Origin of the sequence: Mycobacterium saskatchewanense (genome assembly GCF_010729105.1) — a bacterium.
Taxonomy (GTDB): Bacteria; Actinomycetota; Actinomycetes; order Mycobacteriales; family Mycobacteriaceae; genus Mycobacterium; species Mycobacterium saskatchewanense.
The window spans coordinates 2,616,614-2,632,995 of sequence record NZ_AP022573.1 but is presented as its reverse complement, the minus strand read 5'-3'; the positions used below and the strand labels follow the sequence as shown (position 1 = coordinate 2,632,995).

The following is a 16,382-nucleotide window of genomic DNA, read 5'->3' as shown; positions in this document are numbered from 1 at the left end:
GCGCCGAAAGCTCAGCTGGTGCGCCCTCTTTCGGTCCGATAGCGACGCACGAGCGCGTCGGTGGAGCTGTCGGACTGTGGCTCGGGTGAGGCGTCGCCGGTGATCACCGGAAGCAGCGCCTTGGCCTGCGTCTTGCCCAGCTCCACACCCCACTGGTCGAACGAGTCGATGCCCCAGACCGCACCCTCGGTGAAGACCTGGTGCTCGTAGAGCGCGATCAGCTGTCCCAGCACCGACGGGGTGAGGCGGTCGGCCAGGATCGACGTGGTCGGGCGGTTGCCAGGCATCACCTTGTGCGGAACGATCGCCTCGGGCGTGCCCTCGGCGGCGATCTCCTCGGCCGTCTTACCGAACGCCAGCACTTGGGTCTGGGCGAAGAAGTTGCTCATCAGCAGGTCGTGCATGCTGCCGTCGCCCTCGACGGTGGGCAGGTCGTCGAGCGGCTGGCTGAACCCGATGAAGTCGGCCGGGACCAGCCGGGTGCCCTGGTGTAGCAGCTGGTAGAAGGCGTGCTGCCCGTTCGTTCCGGGTTCGCCCCAGAAGATTTCACCCGTGTCGGTGGTGACCGGGGTGCCGTCGGCGCGCGTCGACTTGCCGTTGGACTCCATGGTCAACTGTTGCAGGTACGCGGCAAAGCGCGCCAAGTCGTTCGAGTAAGGGAGCACTGCACGCGACTGCGCGCCCATGAAATTGGAGTACCACAACCCGATGAGGCCGAGCAGGACCGGCGCGTTGGACTCCAGCGGGGCCGTCCGGAAATGGCGGTCGACGATGTGGAACCCGGACAGGAAGTCCGCGAAGGCCTCGCGCCCGATGACGGCCATCACCGAAAGGCCGATCGCCGAATCGACCGAATACCGCCCGCCGACCCAGTCCCAGAACCCGAACATGTTGTCGGTGTTGATCCCGAAGTCGTCGACCAGGCGTTTGTTGGTCGAGACGGCCACGAAATGCTGGGACACCGCCGAGTCGCCGAGGGCGCCGGTCAGCCAGCGCCGGGCGGCGGTCGCGTTGGTCAGGGTCTCCAGCGTGGAGAACGTCTTTGACGCGACGATGAAAAGGGTTGTGGCGGGCTCCAAGTCGGCGAGGGTGGCGATCAGGTCGGCCGGGTCGACGTTGGAGACGAAGCGTGCCGAGATCCCCGCGTCGGCATAGTGGCGCAGCGCCTGGTAGACCATCACCGGGCCGAGGTCTGACCCGCCGATGCCGATGTTGACCACGGTCTTGATGCGTTCCCCGGTGGCTCCGGTCCACCCCCCGGTGCGGAGCCGGTCGGTGAAGTCCCCCATCCGGTCGAGCACCTCGTGCACGTCCTCGACGACGTTGTGCCCGTCGATCAGCAGTTCGGCGTCGCGGGGCAGCCGCAGCGCCGTGTGCAGGACGGCGCGATCCTCCGACGTGTTGATGTGGACCCCGGAGAACATCTGGTCGCGACGGTCTTCGAGGTTAGCGACCCGAGCGAGATCCGTGAGCAGCCGCAACGTCTCTCGGGTGACGCGGTGTTTGCTGTAGTCGATGTAGAGGTCGCCGACCGTGAGGGTGAGTTCGCGTCCGCGATCCGGGTCGTCTTCGAAGAACTGGCGTAGGTGCGTTTCGCCGATTTGCTCGTGATGCCTGCGCAGGGCGTCCCACGCCGGGGTGGCGGTGATGTCGGGGATGGTTCGCACGGAGGTCATGGCTCGAGCCTAGTGACGGTCGCGAGTCCGGCGCAGGCCGGACGCTGCGGGCCGGCACGGTTGGTTGGGTGACGGTCGCGAGTCCGGCGCAGGCCGGACGCTGCGGGCCGGCACGGTTGGTTGAGTGACGGTCGCGAGTCCGGCGCAGGCCGGACGCTGCGGTCGGCACGGTTGGTTGGGTGACGGTCGCGAGTCCGGCGCAGGCCGGACGCTGCGGGCCGGCACGGTTGAGTCTTTGGCGCTAACCGCCGAAATTGCCAGGAGGGTCGTGCTTCACCCCGCAGACCACGACCGCCGCGGCAATTTCGACGGCAAACCAAGCAGCCGTGGAGTTGTGACGAGCGCTGCCGGCCGCTCAGTGACCCAGCCGGCCCCGGCCCAGCCGCAGCAGCAGCATCGCCAGGTCTTTACCCTCCGGTCCCAGCTCGCTGTAGCGTTCGATCACTTTCATTTCGCGGCTGTGCACCAGCCGGGTGCCGCCGGAGGCCATCCGGACCTTCCCGATCGCCTGCGACACTTCGGCCCGCCGCTTGACCGCGGCGAGGATCTCGGCGTCGAGCCGGTCGATCTCTCGACGCAACTCGTCGATGTCGGCGGCCGGTGGGGTCTCAACCGTTTCGATGTTCATCTCTGCTAACTCCGCGTTCTCCTGATGTGGGGGTTTTGGTCTCATCCGGTGCGGGCCTCACAAAAGAAACGAGCCCCGAATCCTTCAGCGGACCACGGGGCTCTGCGATAGCAGCTAGACCACGGGCACCGCTGTTCGGTACCCATAAAAAAATCGGCGCTGCGCGTTGAGCACCCACCGAGTGTGCCACCAAAGGCCGCGCACGTGCAAAAACGACGTCAGGTGCGGTCGCGCCGCGCGGCGCCGTCTGGCCACGCGTGTCGGCGGGCGGCGGTAAGTTTGGACGGACATGAGTGTGCACGCAACCGACGCCAGATCCGCCTCCGAAGCCGAAGAGCTGCTCGAGGGCCTCAACCCGCAACAGCGCCAGGCGGTGGTGCATGAGGGTTCTCCGCTGCTGATCGTCGCCGGCGCGGGCTCGGGTAAGACGGCGGTGTTGACGCGGCGCATCGCCTACCTGATCGCGGCGCGCGGCGTCGGCGTCGGTCAGATCCTGGCGATCACTTTCACCAACAAGGCCGCCGCGGAGATGCGCGAACGCGTGGTGCGGCTGGTCGGCCCCCGGGCCCGCGCGATGTGGGTGTCTACGTTCCACTCGACCTGCGTACGCATCCTGCGTAACCACGCGACGCTGATCGAGGGCCTCAACTCGAACTTCTCCATCTACGACGCCGACGACTCCCGGCGCCTGCTACAGATGATCGGGCGCGACATGGGGCTCGACATCAAGCGGTACTCACCGCGCCTGCTGGCCAACGCCATCTCCAATCTGAAGAACGAGTTGATCGACCCGGCGCAGGCGGTGTCCGACCTGACGGACGGCTCCGACGACCTGCCGCGCACCGTCGCCTCCGTCTACGGCGAATACCAGCGACGGCTGCGGGCGGCCAATGCGCTGGACTTCGACGATCTCATCGGGGAGACGGTGGCCGTGTTGCAGACGTTCCCGGAGATCGCCCAGTACTATCGGCGGCGCTTCCGCCACGTCCTGGTCGACGAATATCAGGACACCAACCACGCGCAGTACGTCTTGGTGCGGGAGCTCGTCGGCACGGACACCGAGGACGGCGTTCCCCCGGGCGAATTGTGTGTGGTCGGCGACGCCGATCAGTCGATCTATGCATTTCGCGGTGCCACCATCCGCAACATCGAGGACTTCGAACGCGACTACCCGGACGCGACAACCATTCTGCTGGAACAGAATTACCGATCCACCCAGAACATCCTGTCGGCGGCCAACTCCGTCATCGCCCGCAACGCGGGTCGCCGAGACAAGAGGTTGTGGACGGACGCCGGCGCCGGCGAGCTGATCGTCGGCTACGTCGCCGACAACGAGCACGACGAGGCCAGGTTCGTGGCCGAGGAGATCGACGCGCTCGCCGACCGGGGCGAGATCACCTACAACGACGTCGCCGTGTTCTACCGCACCAACAACTCGTCGCGGTCCCTGGAAGAGGTGTTCATCCGCGCCGGCATTCCCTACAAAGTCGTTGGGGGAGTGCGGTTCTACGAGCGCAAGGAGATCCGCGACATCGTCGCCTACCTGCGCGTGCTCGACAACCCCGGCGATGCCGTCAGCATGCGGCGCATCCTCAACACCCCGCGCCGCGGCATCGGCGACCGGGCCGAGGCATGCGTGGCGGTGTACGCCGAGAACACCGGGTCGAGCTTCGCCGACGCGCTGGTGGCCGCGGCCGAAGGAAAAGTGCCGATGTTGAACACCCGCGCGGAGAAGGCGATCGCGGGTTTTGTCGAGATGCTCGACGAGCTCAGGGGACGGCTCGACGACGACCTCGGTGAGCTGGTCGAGTCGGTGCTGGAACGGACCGGCTATCGCAGGGAGCTGGAATCGTCCAACGATCCGCAAGAGCTGGCCAGGCTGGACAACCTCAACGAACTCGTCAGCGTGGCGCACGAATTCAGCACTGACCGGGCGAACGCCGTCGCGCTCGGCGAGGGGGCGGAAGCGCCGGAAGACGAAGACGTGCCGGACACCGGTGTCCTCGCGGAGTTCCTGGAGCGGGTGTCGCTGGTCGCGGATGCTGACGACATCCCCGAGCACGGCGCCGGCGTCGTGACCCTGATGACGTTGCACACCGCCAAAGGCCTGGAGTTTCCAGTCGTGTTCGTCACCGGCTGGGAAGACGGAATGTTCCCGCACATGCGGTCGCTGGACGACCCCGCCGAACTCTCCGAGGAGCGGAGACTCGCCTACGTCGGCATCACCCGGGCCCGCCAGCGCCTGTATCTGAGCAGGGCCATCGTGCGGTCTTCGTGGGGACAGCCGATGCTTAACCCGGAATCGCGATTCCTAAGGGAGATCCCGCAGGAACTCATCGAGTGGCGGCGCACCGCACCCGCCCCATCGTTCAGCGCGCCGGTCAGCGGCGCTGGCCGGTTCGGGACGCCACGCGCCGCACCGACCCGCTCAGGCGCGGGCAAGCGTCCGCTGCTGGTGCTCGAGCCCGGCGATCGGGTGACCCACGACAAGTACGGCCTGGGCAGGGTCGAGGAAGTCGCCGGGGTGGGCGAATCCGCCATGTCCCTAATCGACTTCGGCAGCGCCGGTCGGGTGAAGCTGATGCACAACCACGCCCCGATCAGCAAGCTCTAGCCGGCCCGCGCCGAGCGTGAACCCAGGGCGAAAAATCGGCGAATTTCTCGCAGTCAGTTCGCGCTCGGTCAGTATCAGTTCTGCAGCCAGCGGGTGGTGCGCGGATGCAGCGCCAAGATCACGCTGGCGATCGGCAGCAGCGGCAGGGCGTGCACGATCCACGCGACCCGCGCGCCCGCGATGAAGACGCCGCCGTACGTCAGCACCGCGACGACGGCACCCGCCACGATGAGGTGCCGCCCCAGCGTCCGGCGCTGCAACAGCATGATGACGCCGGTGACGGTGGTCGCCGCGAACACGAGAGCCAGGAAAGCCACCGCGATGCAGAAGAGGCGGTCGGTGCGCCACCAGCCGGCGATCAGGTCGGTGGCGACCACCGACGTCGCCCACCCGCTGACGATGCTGACGGCGCACGCGGCGACGGCGGTGCGGCCGCCCGGCTCGTCGTTCGGCGCAGCCGCGGCCCGGGCGGCGCCCTGATATCCGCGTGGCTGCGGGGGAATGTGAGTGGTCGGGGATTCCGGCGCGGTGGGGATCGGCCCGGTGGGCGCGCGCCGGATGATCCTCGTCCGCGATTCGGAGGGTGACTCGCGCTCAGGCGGCTGCGAAGCGGCAGGTGGCTGGTTCGGCGCGGTCACCTCAACCAGCGTAGTTGCCCACCATAAGACCCCGCTTTGCGAGCCAGGGCACGGGATCGATCCTCTCGGTGCCGCCCTGCAGCACCTCGAAATGCAGGTGGGGGCCGGTGGAGTTACCGCGGTTGCCCATGGTGGCGATCTGGTCGCCGGCCATCACCCGCTCGCCGGCGCTCACCAGCGCGGTGTTGATGTGGCCGTAAAGCGTGACCGTGCCGTCGGCGTGGCGCAGCTTGACGAGCATCCCGTAGCCGGCCGCCGGGCCGGCCTCGATGACGACACCGTCGGACACGGCATAGATCGGGGTTCCGATCGAGTTGGCAAGGTCGATGCCGGCGTGCAGGACGCCCCAGCGGTATCCAAAGTTGGAGGTGAAGATGCCCTTGGTCGGCATGACGTAGAGCGGCTGCTGCAGCCGGGCCTCGCGCTGGGCACGGTCGTTGGCGAAGGCGACGCCCTTGGCGAGCTCCTGGTTGTGCACGGCGGCACTCGCCGCCGGCTGCACCGCGATCACCTGGGCGCCGCGGATGGTGTTGCCGTCCGACCCGCCGATCATCGCCGACGCGTTGGCGGTCAGGACGGCCTCGGTCTTGGGTGTCTCGGCGTGGCCGGTCGCCGTGTGCGCAGCTGCGGCCGCCGCCCCTGCGGCCATCGCCGAGATCAGGAGACGACCCCTGGCGGCGCTGGTCGGCTCCTTGCGGTGTTGGCCGCCGCGCCGGACCACCGGGATGATGTCGGTGTCTCGGGAGGAGTCGAAGAAGCGTTCCAGGCGATCGAAGCGCGAGTCGACGGGCACGCGCACCACCACGTCGCCCGTGGGGGCGGCCAGCCGCAGGGGGGCCAGATCGTCGGCCGCGTCCAGGTCGTCGAGTTCAGGTGCCAGCAACACCCGCGACGCGATGTCGAACGTGGAGTCGTTGCTGAAGTCGAGGTCGTCCAGATCGCGAGCGTCGTTGAAATCCAGGTCGTCGAAGTCGAAGCCGTCGAGAGGCAGGATCTCGGTGACTTCGTTGCGATGAGACGCTGACCAGCGGCCGCCTGCCGCGCGACCTACCCTCACCACGTCTGTTGTTTCGGCAGAAGAACGAGCCAAACGGTGTTGGGACAAGCTGAAATGTCCTCGTATCGTGACCATAACGTTATCTGGACCCTAGGAAGGTATCCGCTAACCGAGGACGCTGGCAACCTCGGGTCCCAAACCGAGAGAAAATGTGATTCGGGTCACGAAGCGGGCATGCCAGCTCGCCGTGAGCTGTGCCACAACGGTGGATGCGGCCGTAGCAGTCGTTTGGCCAGTGGATACAGTTCGTCCGTGCGAGTTGCCGAGTGCGGCACCGCCCATCAAGAGGCGTAGTAGTTGAGTCGAGCAAAGACAGAGAGCCCATGGACCTTTTCGAGTATCAGGCGAAAGAACTATTCGTTAAGCACAACGTACCTACTACGCCCGGTCGTGTGACCGACACCGCCGAGGGCGCACGGGAAATCGCGACCGAGGTCGGCGCTCCGGTGATGGTCAAGGCGCAGGTGAAGGTCGGCGGGCGAGGCAAGGCCGGTGGCGTCAAATATGCGGCGACGCCCGACGACGCCTACGAGCACGCCAAGAACATCCTCGGCCTCGACATCAAGGGCCACATCGTCCACAAGCTGCTGGTCGCCGAGGCCAGTGACATCGCCGAGGAGTACTACATCTCCTTCCTGCTGGATCGTGCCAATCGCACCTACCTCGCGATGTGCTCGGTCGAGGGCGGCATGGAGATCGAAGAGGTGGCCGCCACCAAGCCCGACCGGCTGGCCAAGGTTCCGGTGGACGCCGTCGACGGCGTCGACCTGGCGACCGCGCGTTCCATCGCGGAGAAGGGCCACCTGCCGGCTGAGGTACTCGACGCCGCCGCGGTCACGATCAACAAGCTCTGGGAGCTCTTCGTCGCCGAGGACGCCACCCTCGTCGAGGTGAATCCGCTCGTGCGCACCCCGGACGACCAGATCTTGGCCCTCGACGGCAAGGTCACGCTCGACGCCAACGCCGACTTCCGCCACCCGGACCACGCCGAGTTCGAGGACCGCGCGTCCACCGACCCGCTGGAGCTCAAGGCCAAGGAGCACGACCTCAACTACGTGAAACTCGACGGCGCCGTAGGCATCATCGGGAACGGCGCGGGCCTGGTGATGTCGACCCTGGACGTCGTCGCCTACGCCGGTGAGAAGCACGGCGGGGTCAAGCCCGCCAACTTCCTCGACATCGGGGGTGGCGCGTCCGCCGAGGTGATGGCCGCCGGCTTGGATGTCATCCTGAATGACAAGCAGGTCAAGAGCGTGTTCGTCAATGTCTTCGGAGGCATCACCTCCTGCGACGCCGTTGCCAACGGCATCGTGACCGCCCTCAACATGCTCGGTGACGAAGCCAACAAGCCGTTGGTGGTCCGGCTCGACGGCAACAACGTCGACGAGGGCCGGCGCATTCTGGCGCAAGCCAACCACCCGCTGGTAATCCAGGCCGAGACCATGGACGCCGGTGCCGACAAAGCCGCCGAGCTGGCGAACAAGTAAGGGAGCCAATCAATGTCGATCTTCCTGAACAAAGACTCCAAGGTGATCGTCCAGGGCATCACCGGCGGTGAGGGCACCAAGCACACCGCGCTCATGCTGAAAGCCGGCACCCAGGTGGTCGGCGGGGTGAACGCCCGCAAGGCCGGCACCACCGTCTCGCACGTGGACCCGGTCGGCAAGGACGTCGAGTTGCCGGTGTTCGGCACCGTCGCCGAGGCGATGAAGGAGACCGGCGCCAACGTGTCGGTAGTCTTCGTGCCGCCGAAGTTCGCCAAGGACGCCATCATCGAGGCCATCGACGCCGAGATCCCCTTGCTGGTCGTCATCACCGAGGGAATCCCGGTGCACGACACCGCGTATGCGTGGGCGTACAACTTGGACAAGGGTCACAAGACGCGCATCATCGGGCCGAACTGCCCCGGCATCATCACCCCGGGCGAGGCGTTGGCTGGCATCACGCCGGCCAACATCAGCGGGTCCGGGCCCGTCGGGCTGGTGTCCAAGTCCGGCACGCTGACCTACCAGATGATGTATGAGCTGCGCGATTTCGGGTTCTCCACCTCGATCGGCATCGGCGGTGACCCGGTGATCGGCACCACCCACATCGACGCCATCGAGGCATTCGAGAAGGACCCCGACACCAAGGTCATCGTGATGATCGGTGAGATCGGTGGTGACGCCGAGGAGCGCGCGGCCGACTACATCAAGGCCAACGTCTCCAAGCCGGTCGTCGGCTACGTCGCGGGCTTCACCGCGCCTGAAGGCAAGACCATGGGCCACGCGGGCGCCATCGTATCCGGCTCGTCGGGCACCGCGGCAGCCAAGAAGGAGGCCCTGGAGGCCGCCGGCGTGAAGGTCGGCAAGACGCCGTCGGAAACGGCGGCGCTGGCTCGGGAGATCCTGCAGAGCCTTTAGTCGTGGCGATCGCGATTAGGCCCGGCCGGACCTGCGGTAGATAGTGGGCCTATGAATCTCGACCCGAACACCCCCGTCGTCGTCGGCGTGGGGCAGGCCGCCGAACGCATCGACGACGCGACCTACCGTGGGATGTCGCCCGTCGAGCTGGCCGCCGCGGCTGCCCGTGCCGCCGTCGATGACTGCGCTGGCGAGGACGTCGCAGCGTCCATCGACACCGTGGCCGGCGTGCGGCAGTTCGAGATCTCGGGTGTGGTCAAAGCCCCGCTGGGGCGGTCGAACGACTACCCCCGTTCGGTCGCCAACCGCATCGGCGCCGCGCCGCGCCGCGCGATCCTCGAAATCGTTGGGGGACAGGGCCCCCAGCACCTGATCAGCGAGCTGGCGGGGGAGATCACGGCGGGCCGCTCCCAGGTCGCGATGGTGTTCGGTTCGGACGCCACCTCGACGCTGCGCTACTTCGCGAAGGCCGAAGCACGGCCCGACTTCACCGAGACGGTCGACGGTGACCTTGAAGACCGGGGCCAGGGCATCGAGAAGCTCGTCTCGCGGTACACCGTCAGCCACGGGCTGACCAGCGCGCCGATCCAGTACGCGTTGCTGGAGAACGCCCGCCGGGCCGGGACCGGGTTGGGGCCGGCGGAGTACCGGCGGCGGATGGCGGAGCTTTTCGCGCCGTTCACCAAGATCGCCGCGGGGAATCCCTTCGCGGCCGCCCCGGTCGAACGGACGATCGACGAGCTGCTCACCGTGACCGAGAGCAACCGCATGATCGCGGAGCCGTACCCGCGGTTGATGGTCGCCCGCGACCAGGTCAATCAGGGCGCGGCCGCGCTGCTGATGTCGGTTGAGGCGGCCCGTCGCCTCGGGGTGCCCGAGGACAGGTGGGTATACCTGCACGGCCACGCCGATCTGGAGGAGCAGTCCCTATTGCAGCGCCCGGACCTCGGGCACGCGCCGTCGGCCGTGCTGGCCATGCGTGAGGCGCTGGTGATGGCCGGCGTCGGCGTCGACGACATCGCCACGTTCGATCTGTACAGCTGCTTTCCGGTGCCGGTGTTCAACATCTGCGACGGCATGGGCATTGCGCCCGACGATCCGCGCGGCCTGACCCTGACCGGCGGGCTGCCGTTCTTCGGCGGCGCGGGCAACAACTACTCGATGCACGCAATCGCCGAGACCGTCCAGCAATTGCGAAGCAGGCCCGGCGAATTCGGCCTCGTCGGCGCCAACGGCGGAATCTTGAGCAAGTACTCGGTCGGCGTGTACTCCACCACTCCGACGGAATGGAAGCCCGACCGCAGCGCTCAGGCGCAGGCGGAGGTCGACGGCTGGCCCACGGTGGCGGTGACCGAGCAGGCCGATGGGGCGGGCACCGTCGAGACCTACACGGTGCGGCGAGACGACGGGCGAGCGACCGGGATCATCATCGGCCGGCTGGACGACGGCAGCCGGTTCCTGTCGACGACCGAAGACGACGAATTGATCGCGCTGCTGATCAAGGGCGACCCGTTGGGGCACCGGGTCCGGGTGCGGTCCTTCGACTACGGCAACCGCTGCACCCTGGCCTGACACCATCTTGCACGAGCAGACGCAAAAGTGCGCCGCAGACGGCGTGTCGCGGCGCTTTTGCGTCTGCTCGCGGGGTTAGACGAGAGCGGCCAACTTGCCGGCCAGCCGCTCGACGTACGCGGCGATCTCACCCTCGGGCCGGTCCGGCAGGCCGAAGAGCACCTCGGTCACCCCGAGCTCGGCCCATTTAGCAAGCTTCTCGGGCACCGGCTTGAAGTCCAGCGCGACGATCTGCGGCGCACCGTCGCGGCCGGCGGCCGCCCAGGTGTCCTGCAGCAGCTTCACGGGCTCGTCGATGTCGAAATCGCGCGGAGTGGTGATCCAGCCGTCGGCGCTGCGGGCGATCCACTTGAAGTTCTTCTCGTTCCCGGCCGCGCCGACCAGGACGGGGATGTGCGGCTGCACCGGCTTGGGCCAAGCCCAGCTGGGGCCGAACGTGACGAACTCGCCGTCGTAGGCGGCCTCCTCTTTGGTCCATAGCTCGCGCATCGCCTCGATGTACTCCCGCAGCATGGTGCGACGCCGCCCGGGCGGTACCCCGTGGTCGGCGAGCTCGTCGGTGTTCCACCCGAACCCGACGCCGAGGCTCACCCGCCCGCCCGACAGGTGGTCCAACGTCGCAATGCTTTTCGCCAGCGTGATCGGGTCGTGTTCGACGGGCAGGGCCACCGCCGTGGACAGCCGCACCCTCGAGGTCACCGCGCACGCCGCGCCCAAGCTCACCCATGGGTCTAGCGTCCGCATGTAGCGGTCGTCGGGCAGCGAGGCGTCGCCGGTCGTCGGGTGGGCCGCCTCCCGCTTGATCGGGATGTGTGTGTGTTCTGGCACGTAGAAGGTCTGAAAGCCGTGGTCGTCGGCAAGCTTGGCGGCCGCCGCCGGCGAGATGCCCCGATCGCTGGTGAATAGCACGAGCCCGTAGTCCATGGACAGAATTAGAACGTGTTCTACCTGCGTTGGGCAAGCGGGTGGCCGTTCCGGTGGCCGCGCGGCGGGGCGGTGGCTCCGCCGCCGGCATCCGTACGTGCGCTAGCGTGGTTGATCGAGTCACCTGGGAGCACAGCGTCGCACTGCAACAGAGGCGTCCGCTAAAGCACATCAAGGCACTGGAAGCAACTGGAGGAGTCATGACCTACTCGCCCGGTAGTCCCGGATACCCACCCGCGCAGCCCGGCGGCTCCTATTCAGGCGGCACCCCGTCGTTCGCCAAGGACGACGACGGCAAGAGCAAGCTTCCCCTGTACCTGACCGTCGCGGTGGCGGTCCTGGGCCTGGCGGTGTATCTGCTGAACTTCGGGCCCACCTTCACCTACAACGCCGACCTCGGCCCGGGCGCCGGCGGGCGCGCCGGTGACGCCGGCACCGCGGTGATCGTCGCGGTGCTCGCCGCGCTGCTCGCGGGCCTGAGCCTGCTGCCCAAGGCCAGGAACTACCTCGCGGTCGTCGGGGCCATCGCCGTGCTGGGTGCGCTGCTGGCCATCAGCGAGGCGATCAACACGCCGTCGGCGGTGTCGATCGGCTGGGCCATGTGGCCCCTGGTGGCGTGCAGCGTGCTGCAGGCGATCGCGGCCGTCGTCGCGCTCCTGCTGGACGCCGGCGTCATCACCCCGCCGGCCCCGCGCCCCAAGTACGACCCGTACTCGCAGTACGGCGGCCAGTACGGCCAGTACGGGCAGTACGGCCAACAGCCCTACTACGGTCAGCAGCAGCACGGCGGACCGCAGTCGCACAACCCGCAACAACAGCAGCCGTCCGGCTACGGCGCCCAGTACGGCGGGTACCAGTCGAGCCAGGCGCCGACGCAGAGCGCGGTTCCGACGGGAGGCTTCGGCGCGCAGCCGCAGTCGGGCCCCCAGCCGTCGGCGCAGCAACACGGGACGAACACCCCACCCACGGGCTTCCCCAGCTTCAGCCCGCCGCCCTCCGCCGGCGGGGGTTCGGGATCAGAAGCGGGGTCGGCCCCGGCCAACTACTCCGGCCAGTCCGAGGGCCAGCAGCCCTACGGGCAGGGCCAGCAGCAGTCGCCTTCGTCACCCTCTGGGCCCGCGCCGGCTTAACCGGGCGGTTGCGCGCCTAGTAGGAGACGTGCGCCAAGAGTGACGCGGGTGGAGGACAACCGGGCGGCGGGCGCCCGCCAGGCGCGTGACCTCGTGAGGGTCGCCTTCGGCCCGGCGGTGGTGGCGCTGGTCATCATCGCCGCGGTCACCTTGATTCAGTTGCTGATCGCCAACAGCGACATGACGGGTGCGCTGGGCGCCATTGCGAGCATGTGGCTCGGCGTGCATCAGGTGCCGATCTCGATCGGCGGCCACGAATTAGGCGCGCTGCCGCTGCTACCCGTCCTGCTGATGGTGTGGGCCACGGCGCGAAGCACGGCGCGGGCCACCTCTCCGTATTCCTCGTGGCTGGTGGTCCGCTGGGTCGTGGCTTCGGCGCTCGGCGGTCCCCTGCTCATGACAGCGATCGCCTTGGCGGTCGTTCACGACGCATCCACGGTGATCACGGAGCTGCAGACGCCAAGTGCCCTGCGCGCGTTCGTCAGCGTGCTGGTCGTGCACGCCGTCGGCGCCGCGGTCGGCGTGTACTCCCGGGTGGGGCGGCGCGCGCTGGCGGCGTCGCCGCTGCCGAACTGGCTGAGCGATTCACTGCGCGGGGCGACAGCCGGCGTGCTGGCGCTGGTCGGCTTGTCGGGGATGGTGACCGCCGCATCGCTGGTGGTCCACTGGGCGACCATGCAAGAGCTGTACGGCATCACCGATTCGATATTCGGGCAGTTCAGCCTGACGGTGCTGTCGGTGCTGTACGCACCCAACGTCATCGTCGGCACCTCGGCCGTCGCGGTGGGGTCCAGCGCGCACCTCGGCTTCGCCACGTTCAGTTCGTTCACGGTCTTCGGTGGCGACATCCCGGCACTGCCTATCCTGGCCGCGGCGCCCAGGCCGCCGCTCGGCCCGGTGTGGGTGGCGCTGCTCATCGTCGGCGCGTCATCGGGTGTGGCGGTCGGGCAGCAATGCGCGCGCCGTGCGCTGCCGCTTATTCCCGCCCTCGCCAAACTCCTGGTCGCCTCGGTGGTCGGGGCGGCCGTGATGTCGCTGCTTGCGTACGGCGGCAGCGGCGCACTGGGCAACTTCGGCCACGTCGGCGTGGACCAGGGCGCCCTGGTGGTCGGCGTCTTCTTCTGGTTTGCGGTCGTTGGCGGGGTGACGGTGGTCATGACCGGCGGCATCCGGCGCCGACCGCGGCGGCCGAAGGCCAGGCCCGCGCCCCCACCGGCCGCGGAGGAGCCGGCCGACTTCGCGGAGCTGTTCGACGAGCCGGAGGACGAAGGGCCTGAGGAGGGTGCGCACCAGGTCTCCGAGGAGGTCCCCGAGGAGGTTGACGAGGAGGTCGACGAGGAAGTCCCCGAGGAGATCGCCGACCAGCCCCCGCCGCCCGAGGAGCCCGAGCGGTCGTCTGAGTGAGCATTCTGGCGGGTTTGCAGCGCCGTGTCGGCGCGCATCGTCGCCCGACTAGGCTCGCCGTGTGCAAGAACCCCTCCGAGTGCCCCCCAGCGCACCGGCGCGGGTGGTGGTCCTGGCGTCCGGAGCGGGTTCGCTGTTGAGGTCTCTGCTGGACGCCGCCGTCGGCGAGTTCCCGGCGCGGGTTGTCGCCGTCGGCGCCGACCGCGATTGCCTGGCCACCGAGATCGCCGGCGGCGCGTCGTTGCCCACCTTCACCGTCCGACTCGGCGACCACCCCGACCGCGACGCGTGGGACGCCGCGATCACCGCCGCCACCGCCGCGCACTCGCCGGACCTGGTCGTCTCGGCCGGGTTTATGAAAATCCTTGGGCCGCAATTCCTGTCGCGGTTCTACGGCCGCGTCATAAATACGCACCCCGCGCTGCTGCCCGCGTTCCCGGGCGCGCACGGAGTGACCGACGCGTTGGCCTACGGTGTCAAGGTCACGGGCTGTACGGTGCACCTGGTGGACGCCGGGACGGACACCGGACCGATATTGGCTCAGCAGGCCGTTCCGGTGCTCGACGGCGACGACGAAGGGCTTCTGCATGAACGCATCAAAGTCACCGAACGGAAGCTTCTGGTGGATGTGGTGGCCGCCATCGCGACGGGCGGCCTGACTTTGGTCGGAAGACAAGCGACGATCGGATGAAAGGCGGCCAACCGATGAGCACCGAGGATTGGCGTGAGATGGCGAGAAGGCCCATTCACCGCGCGTTGATCAGCGTGTACGACAAGACCGGGCTCATCGACCTCGCCCGCGGGCTGGCCGAGGCGGGTGTCGAGATCGTCTCGACCGGGTCGACGGCAAAAACCATTGCCGAGAAAGCGATCCCGGTCACTCGCGTGGAGGAACTCACGGGATTCCCCGAGGTGCTCGACGGCCGCGTCAAGACCCTGCATCCGTGGGTGCACGCCGGCCTGCTCGCCGACCTTCGGAAACCCGAGCACGCCGAGGCCCTCGAGGAGCTCGGGATCGCCGCGTTCGAACTGGTCGTCGTCAACCTGTATCCGTTCAGCGAGACGGTCGACTCGGGCGCAAGCGTCGACGAATGCGTCGAGCAGATCGACATCGGCGGGCCGTCGATGGTGCGCGCGGCCGCGAAGAACCATCCGAGCGTGGCGGTGGTCACCGACCCGCGCGGGTATGACGGGGTGCTGGCCGCGGTCCGGCACGGCGGCTTTACCCTCGCCCAGCGCAAAACGCTGGCGTCGCTGGCGTTTCAGCACACCGCCGAGTACGACATCGCGGTCGCGAGCTGGATGGAGTCGACCCTGGCGCCCGAGCATCCGCCGACGGCGTTCCCGAAATGGCTGGGCCGCAGCTGGCGCCGATCGGCGATGCTGCGCTATGGCGAGAACCCGCATCAGCAGGCGGCGCTGTACAGCGATCCCGCCGCGTGGCCCGGCCTGGCGCAGGCCGAGCAGCTGCACGGTAAAGAGATGTCCTACAACAACTTCACCGACGCCGACGCGGCCTGGCGCGCCGCGTTCGACCACGAAGAGACCTGCGTGGCGATCATCAAGCACGCCAACCCGTGCGGGATCGCGATCTCGTCGGTGTCCGTCGCCGACGCCCACCGCAAGGCGCACGAGTGCGACCCGCTGAGCGCTTTCGGTGGAGTCATCGCGGCGAACACGGAAGTCAGCGTCGAGATGGCGGAGTACGTCAGCGGCATCTTCACCGAGGTGATCATCGCTCCGGCCTACGCGCCCGGTGCCCTCGAAGCGCTGACAGGCAAGAAGAACATCCGGGTGCTCGTGGCCTCCGAGCCGCTGACCGGCGGCACTGAGCTGCGGCCCGTCAGCGGCGGCCTGCTGGTCCAGCAGCGCGACGAGTTGGACGCGCACGGCGACAACCCGGCGAACTGGACGCTGGCGACCGGCTCCCCGGCCGACCCCGCGACGCTGAGCGATCTGGTCTTCGCGTGGCGGGCCTGCCGCGCGGTCAAGTCGAACGCGATCGTCATCGCCGACGGGGGCGCGACGATCGGCGTCGGCATGGGCCAAGTCAACCGGGTCGACGCCGCCCGGCTGGCCGTCGAACGAGGCGGGGACCGCGTCCGAGGCGCGGTCGCGGCGTCCGACGCGTTCTTCCCCTTTCCCGACGGGCTCGAAACGCTGGCCGCCGCCGGGGTAAGGGCGGTGGTCCATCCGGGCGGGTCCGTGCGCGACGACGAGGTGACAGCGGCGGCCGCCGAGGCCGGTGTCACCGTGTATCTGACCGGGGCGCGCCACTTCGCGCACTGAACGGCCGGGCATCACGAGCCCGAGGTGAACAACGTGCGCATGACGCAC

The 16,382-nt window shown here is 68.2% G+C and carries 13 protein-coding genes; 8 read left to right on the top strand and 5 right to left on the bottom strand.

What is annotated here, in order from left to right:
- Positions 1 to 11: 11 nt before the first annotated feature.
- Together pgi and G6N56_RS12125 are read right to left on the bottom strand one after the other, a co-directional pair.
- Positions 12 to 1,676 carry a glucose-6-phosphate isomerase gene (gene pgi, locus G6N56_RS12130; RefSeq protein WP_085256050.1) on the bottom strand — a complete coding sequence of 555 codons (1,665 nt, stop codon included), beginning with the start codon at positions 1,674 to 1,676 and terminating at the stop codon, positions 12 to 14.
- Positions 1,677 to 2,031: 355 nt separating this feature from the next.
- Positions 2,032 to 2,349 carry a chorismate mutase gene (locus G6N56_RS12125; RefSeq protein ID WP_085256051.1) on the bottom strand — a complete coding sequence of 106 codons (318 nt, stop codon included), beginning with the start codon at positions 2,347 to 2,349 and terminating at the stop codon, positions 2,032 to 2,034.
- 244 nt (positions 2,350 to 2,593) lie between these two features.
- On the opposite strand from G6N56_RS12125, the gene pcrA reads away from it, so the two are divergent.
- Entirely contained in the window at positions 2,594 to 4,918 is a 2,325-nt protein-coding gene (pcrA, locus tag G6N56_RS12120; protein ID WP_085256052.1) for a DNA helicase PcrA, read from the top strand.
- 74 nt (positions 4,919 to 4,992) lie between these two features.
- Here the strand turns inward: pcrA and G6N56_RS12115 are convergent, their stop codons facing one another.
- Positions 4,993 to 5,556, bottom strand: a complete 564-nt coding sequence (locus tag G6N56_RS12115; protein ID WP_142280625.1) for a hypothetical protein — start codon at positions 5,554 to 5,556, stop codon at positions 4,993 to 4,995.
- Position 5,557: 1 nt separating this feature from the next.
- Positions 5,558 to 6,661, bottom strand: coding sequence for a M23 family metallopeptidase (locus tag G6N56_RS12110; protein WP_408632675.1), 1,104 nt, complete (start codon positions 6,659 to 6,661; stop codon positions 5,558 to 5,560).
- Positions 6,662 to 6,936: 275 nt separating this feature from the next.
- Between G6N56_RS12110 and sucC the strand changes: the two genes are divergently transcribed.
- The 3 genes from sucC to G6N56_RS12095 are packed head-to-tail and all read left to right on the top strand — an operon-like array spanning position 6,937 to position 10,587.
- A complete protein-coding gene (sucC, locus tag G6N56_RS12105; protein ID WP_085256054.1) occupies positions 6,937 to 8,100 on the top strand; it encodes an ADP-forming succinate--CoA ligase subunit beta in 1,164 nt (387 codons plus the stop codon).
- Positions 8,101 to 8,112: 12 nt separating this feature from the next.
- Entirely contained in the window at positions 8,113 to 9,015 is a 903-nt protein-coding gene (gene sucD, locus G6N56_RS12100) for a succinate--CoA ligase subunit alpha (RefSeq protein ID WP_085256055.1), read from the top strand.
- Between the two features lie 51 nt (positions 9,016 to 9,066).
- Positions 9,067 to 10,587 carry an acetyl-CoA acetyltransferase gene (locus tag G6N56_RS12095; RefSeq protein WP_085256056.1) on the top strand — a complete coding sequence of 507 codons (1,521 nt, stop codon included), beginning with the start codon at positions 9,067 to 9,069 and terminating at the stop codon, positions 10,585 to 10,587.
- 75 nt (positions 10,588 to 10,662) lie between these two features.
- On the opposite strand, the gene G6N56_RS12090 is transcribed toward G6N56_RS12095, so the two are convergent.
- Positions 10,663 to 11,511, bottom strand: coding sequence for an LLM class F420-dependent oxidoreductase (locus G6N56_RS12090; RefSeq protein WP_085256057.1), 849 nt, complete (start codon positions 11,509 to 11,511; stop codon positions 10,663 to 10,665).
- Between the two features lie 200 nt (positions 11,512 to 11,711).
- Here G6N56_RS12090 and G6N56_RS12085 point away from each other — a divergent pair, with 200 nt between their 5' ends.
- The 4 genes from G6N56_RS12085 to purH all read left to right on the top strand — a co-directional run bounded on the left by G6N56_RS12085 (position 11,712) and on the right by purH (position 16,334).
- On the top strand, positions 11,712 to 12,641 hold the full coding sequence (locus G6N56_RS12085) for a DUF5336 domain-containing protein (RefSeq protein WP_085256058.1): 930 nt from the start codon (positions 11,712 to 11,714) through the stop codon (positions 12,639 to 12,641).
- Positions 12,642 to 12,689: 48 nt separating this feature from the next.
- Positions 12,690 to 14,045, top strand: a complete 1,356-nt coding sequence (locus tag G6N56_RS12080; RefSeq protein ID WP_085256059.1) for a cell division protein PerM — start codon at positions 12,690 to 12,692, stop codon at positions 14,043 to 14,045.
- A 61-nt stretch (positions 14,046 to 14,106) separates the two neighbouring features.
- Positions 14,107 to 14,736, top strand: a complete 630-nt coding sequence (purN, locus tag G6N56_RS12075) for a phosphoribosylglycinamide formyltransferase (protein ID WP_085256060.1) — start codon at positions 14,107 to 14,109, stop codon at positions 14,734 to 14,736.
- Between the two features lie 14 nt (positions 14,737 to 14,750).
- A complete protein-coding gene (gene purH / locus G6N56_RS12070) occupies positions 14,751 to 16,334 on the top strand; it encodes a bifunctional phosphoribosylaminoimidazolecarboxamide formyltransferase/IMP cyclohydrolase (protein ID WP_085256094.1) in 1,584 nt (527 codons plus the stop codon).
- Positions 16,335 to 16,382: the final 48 nt, after the last annotated feature.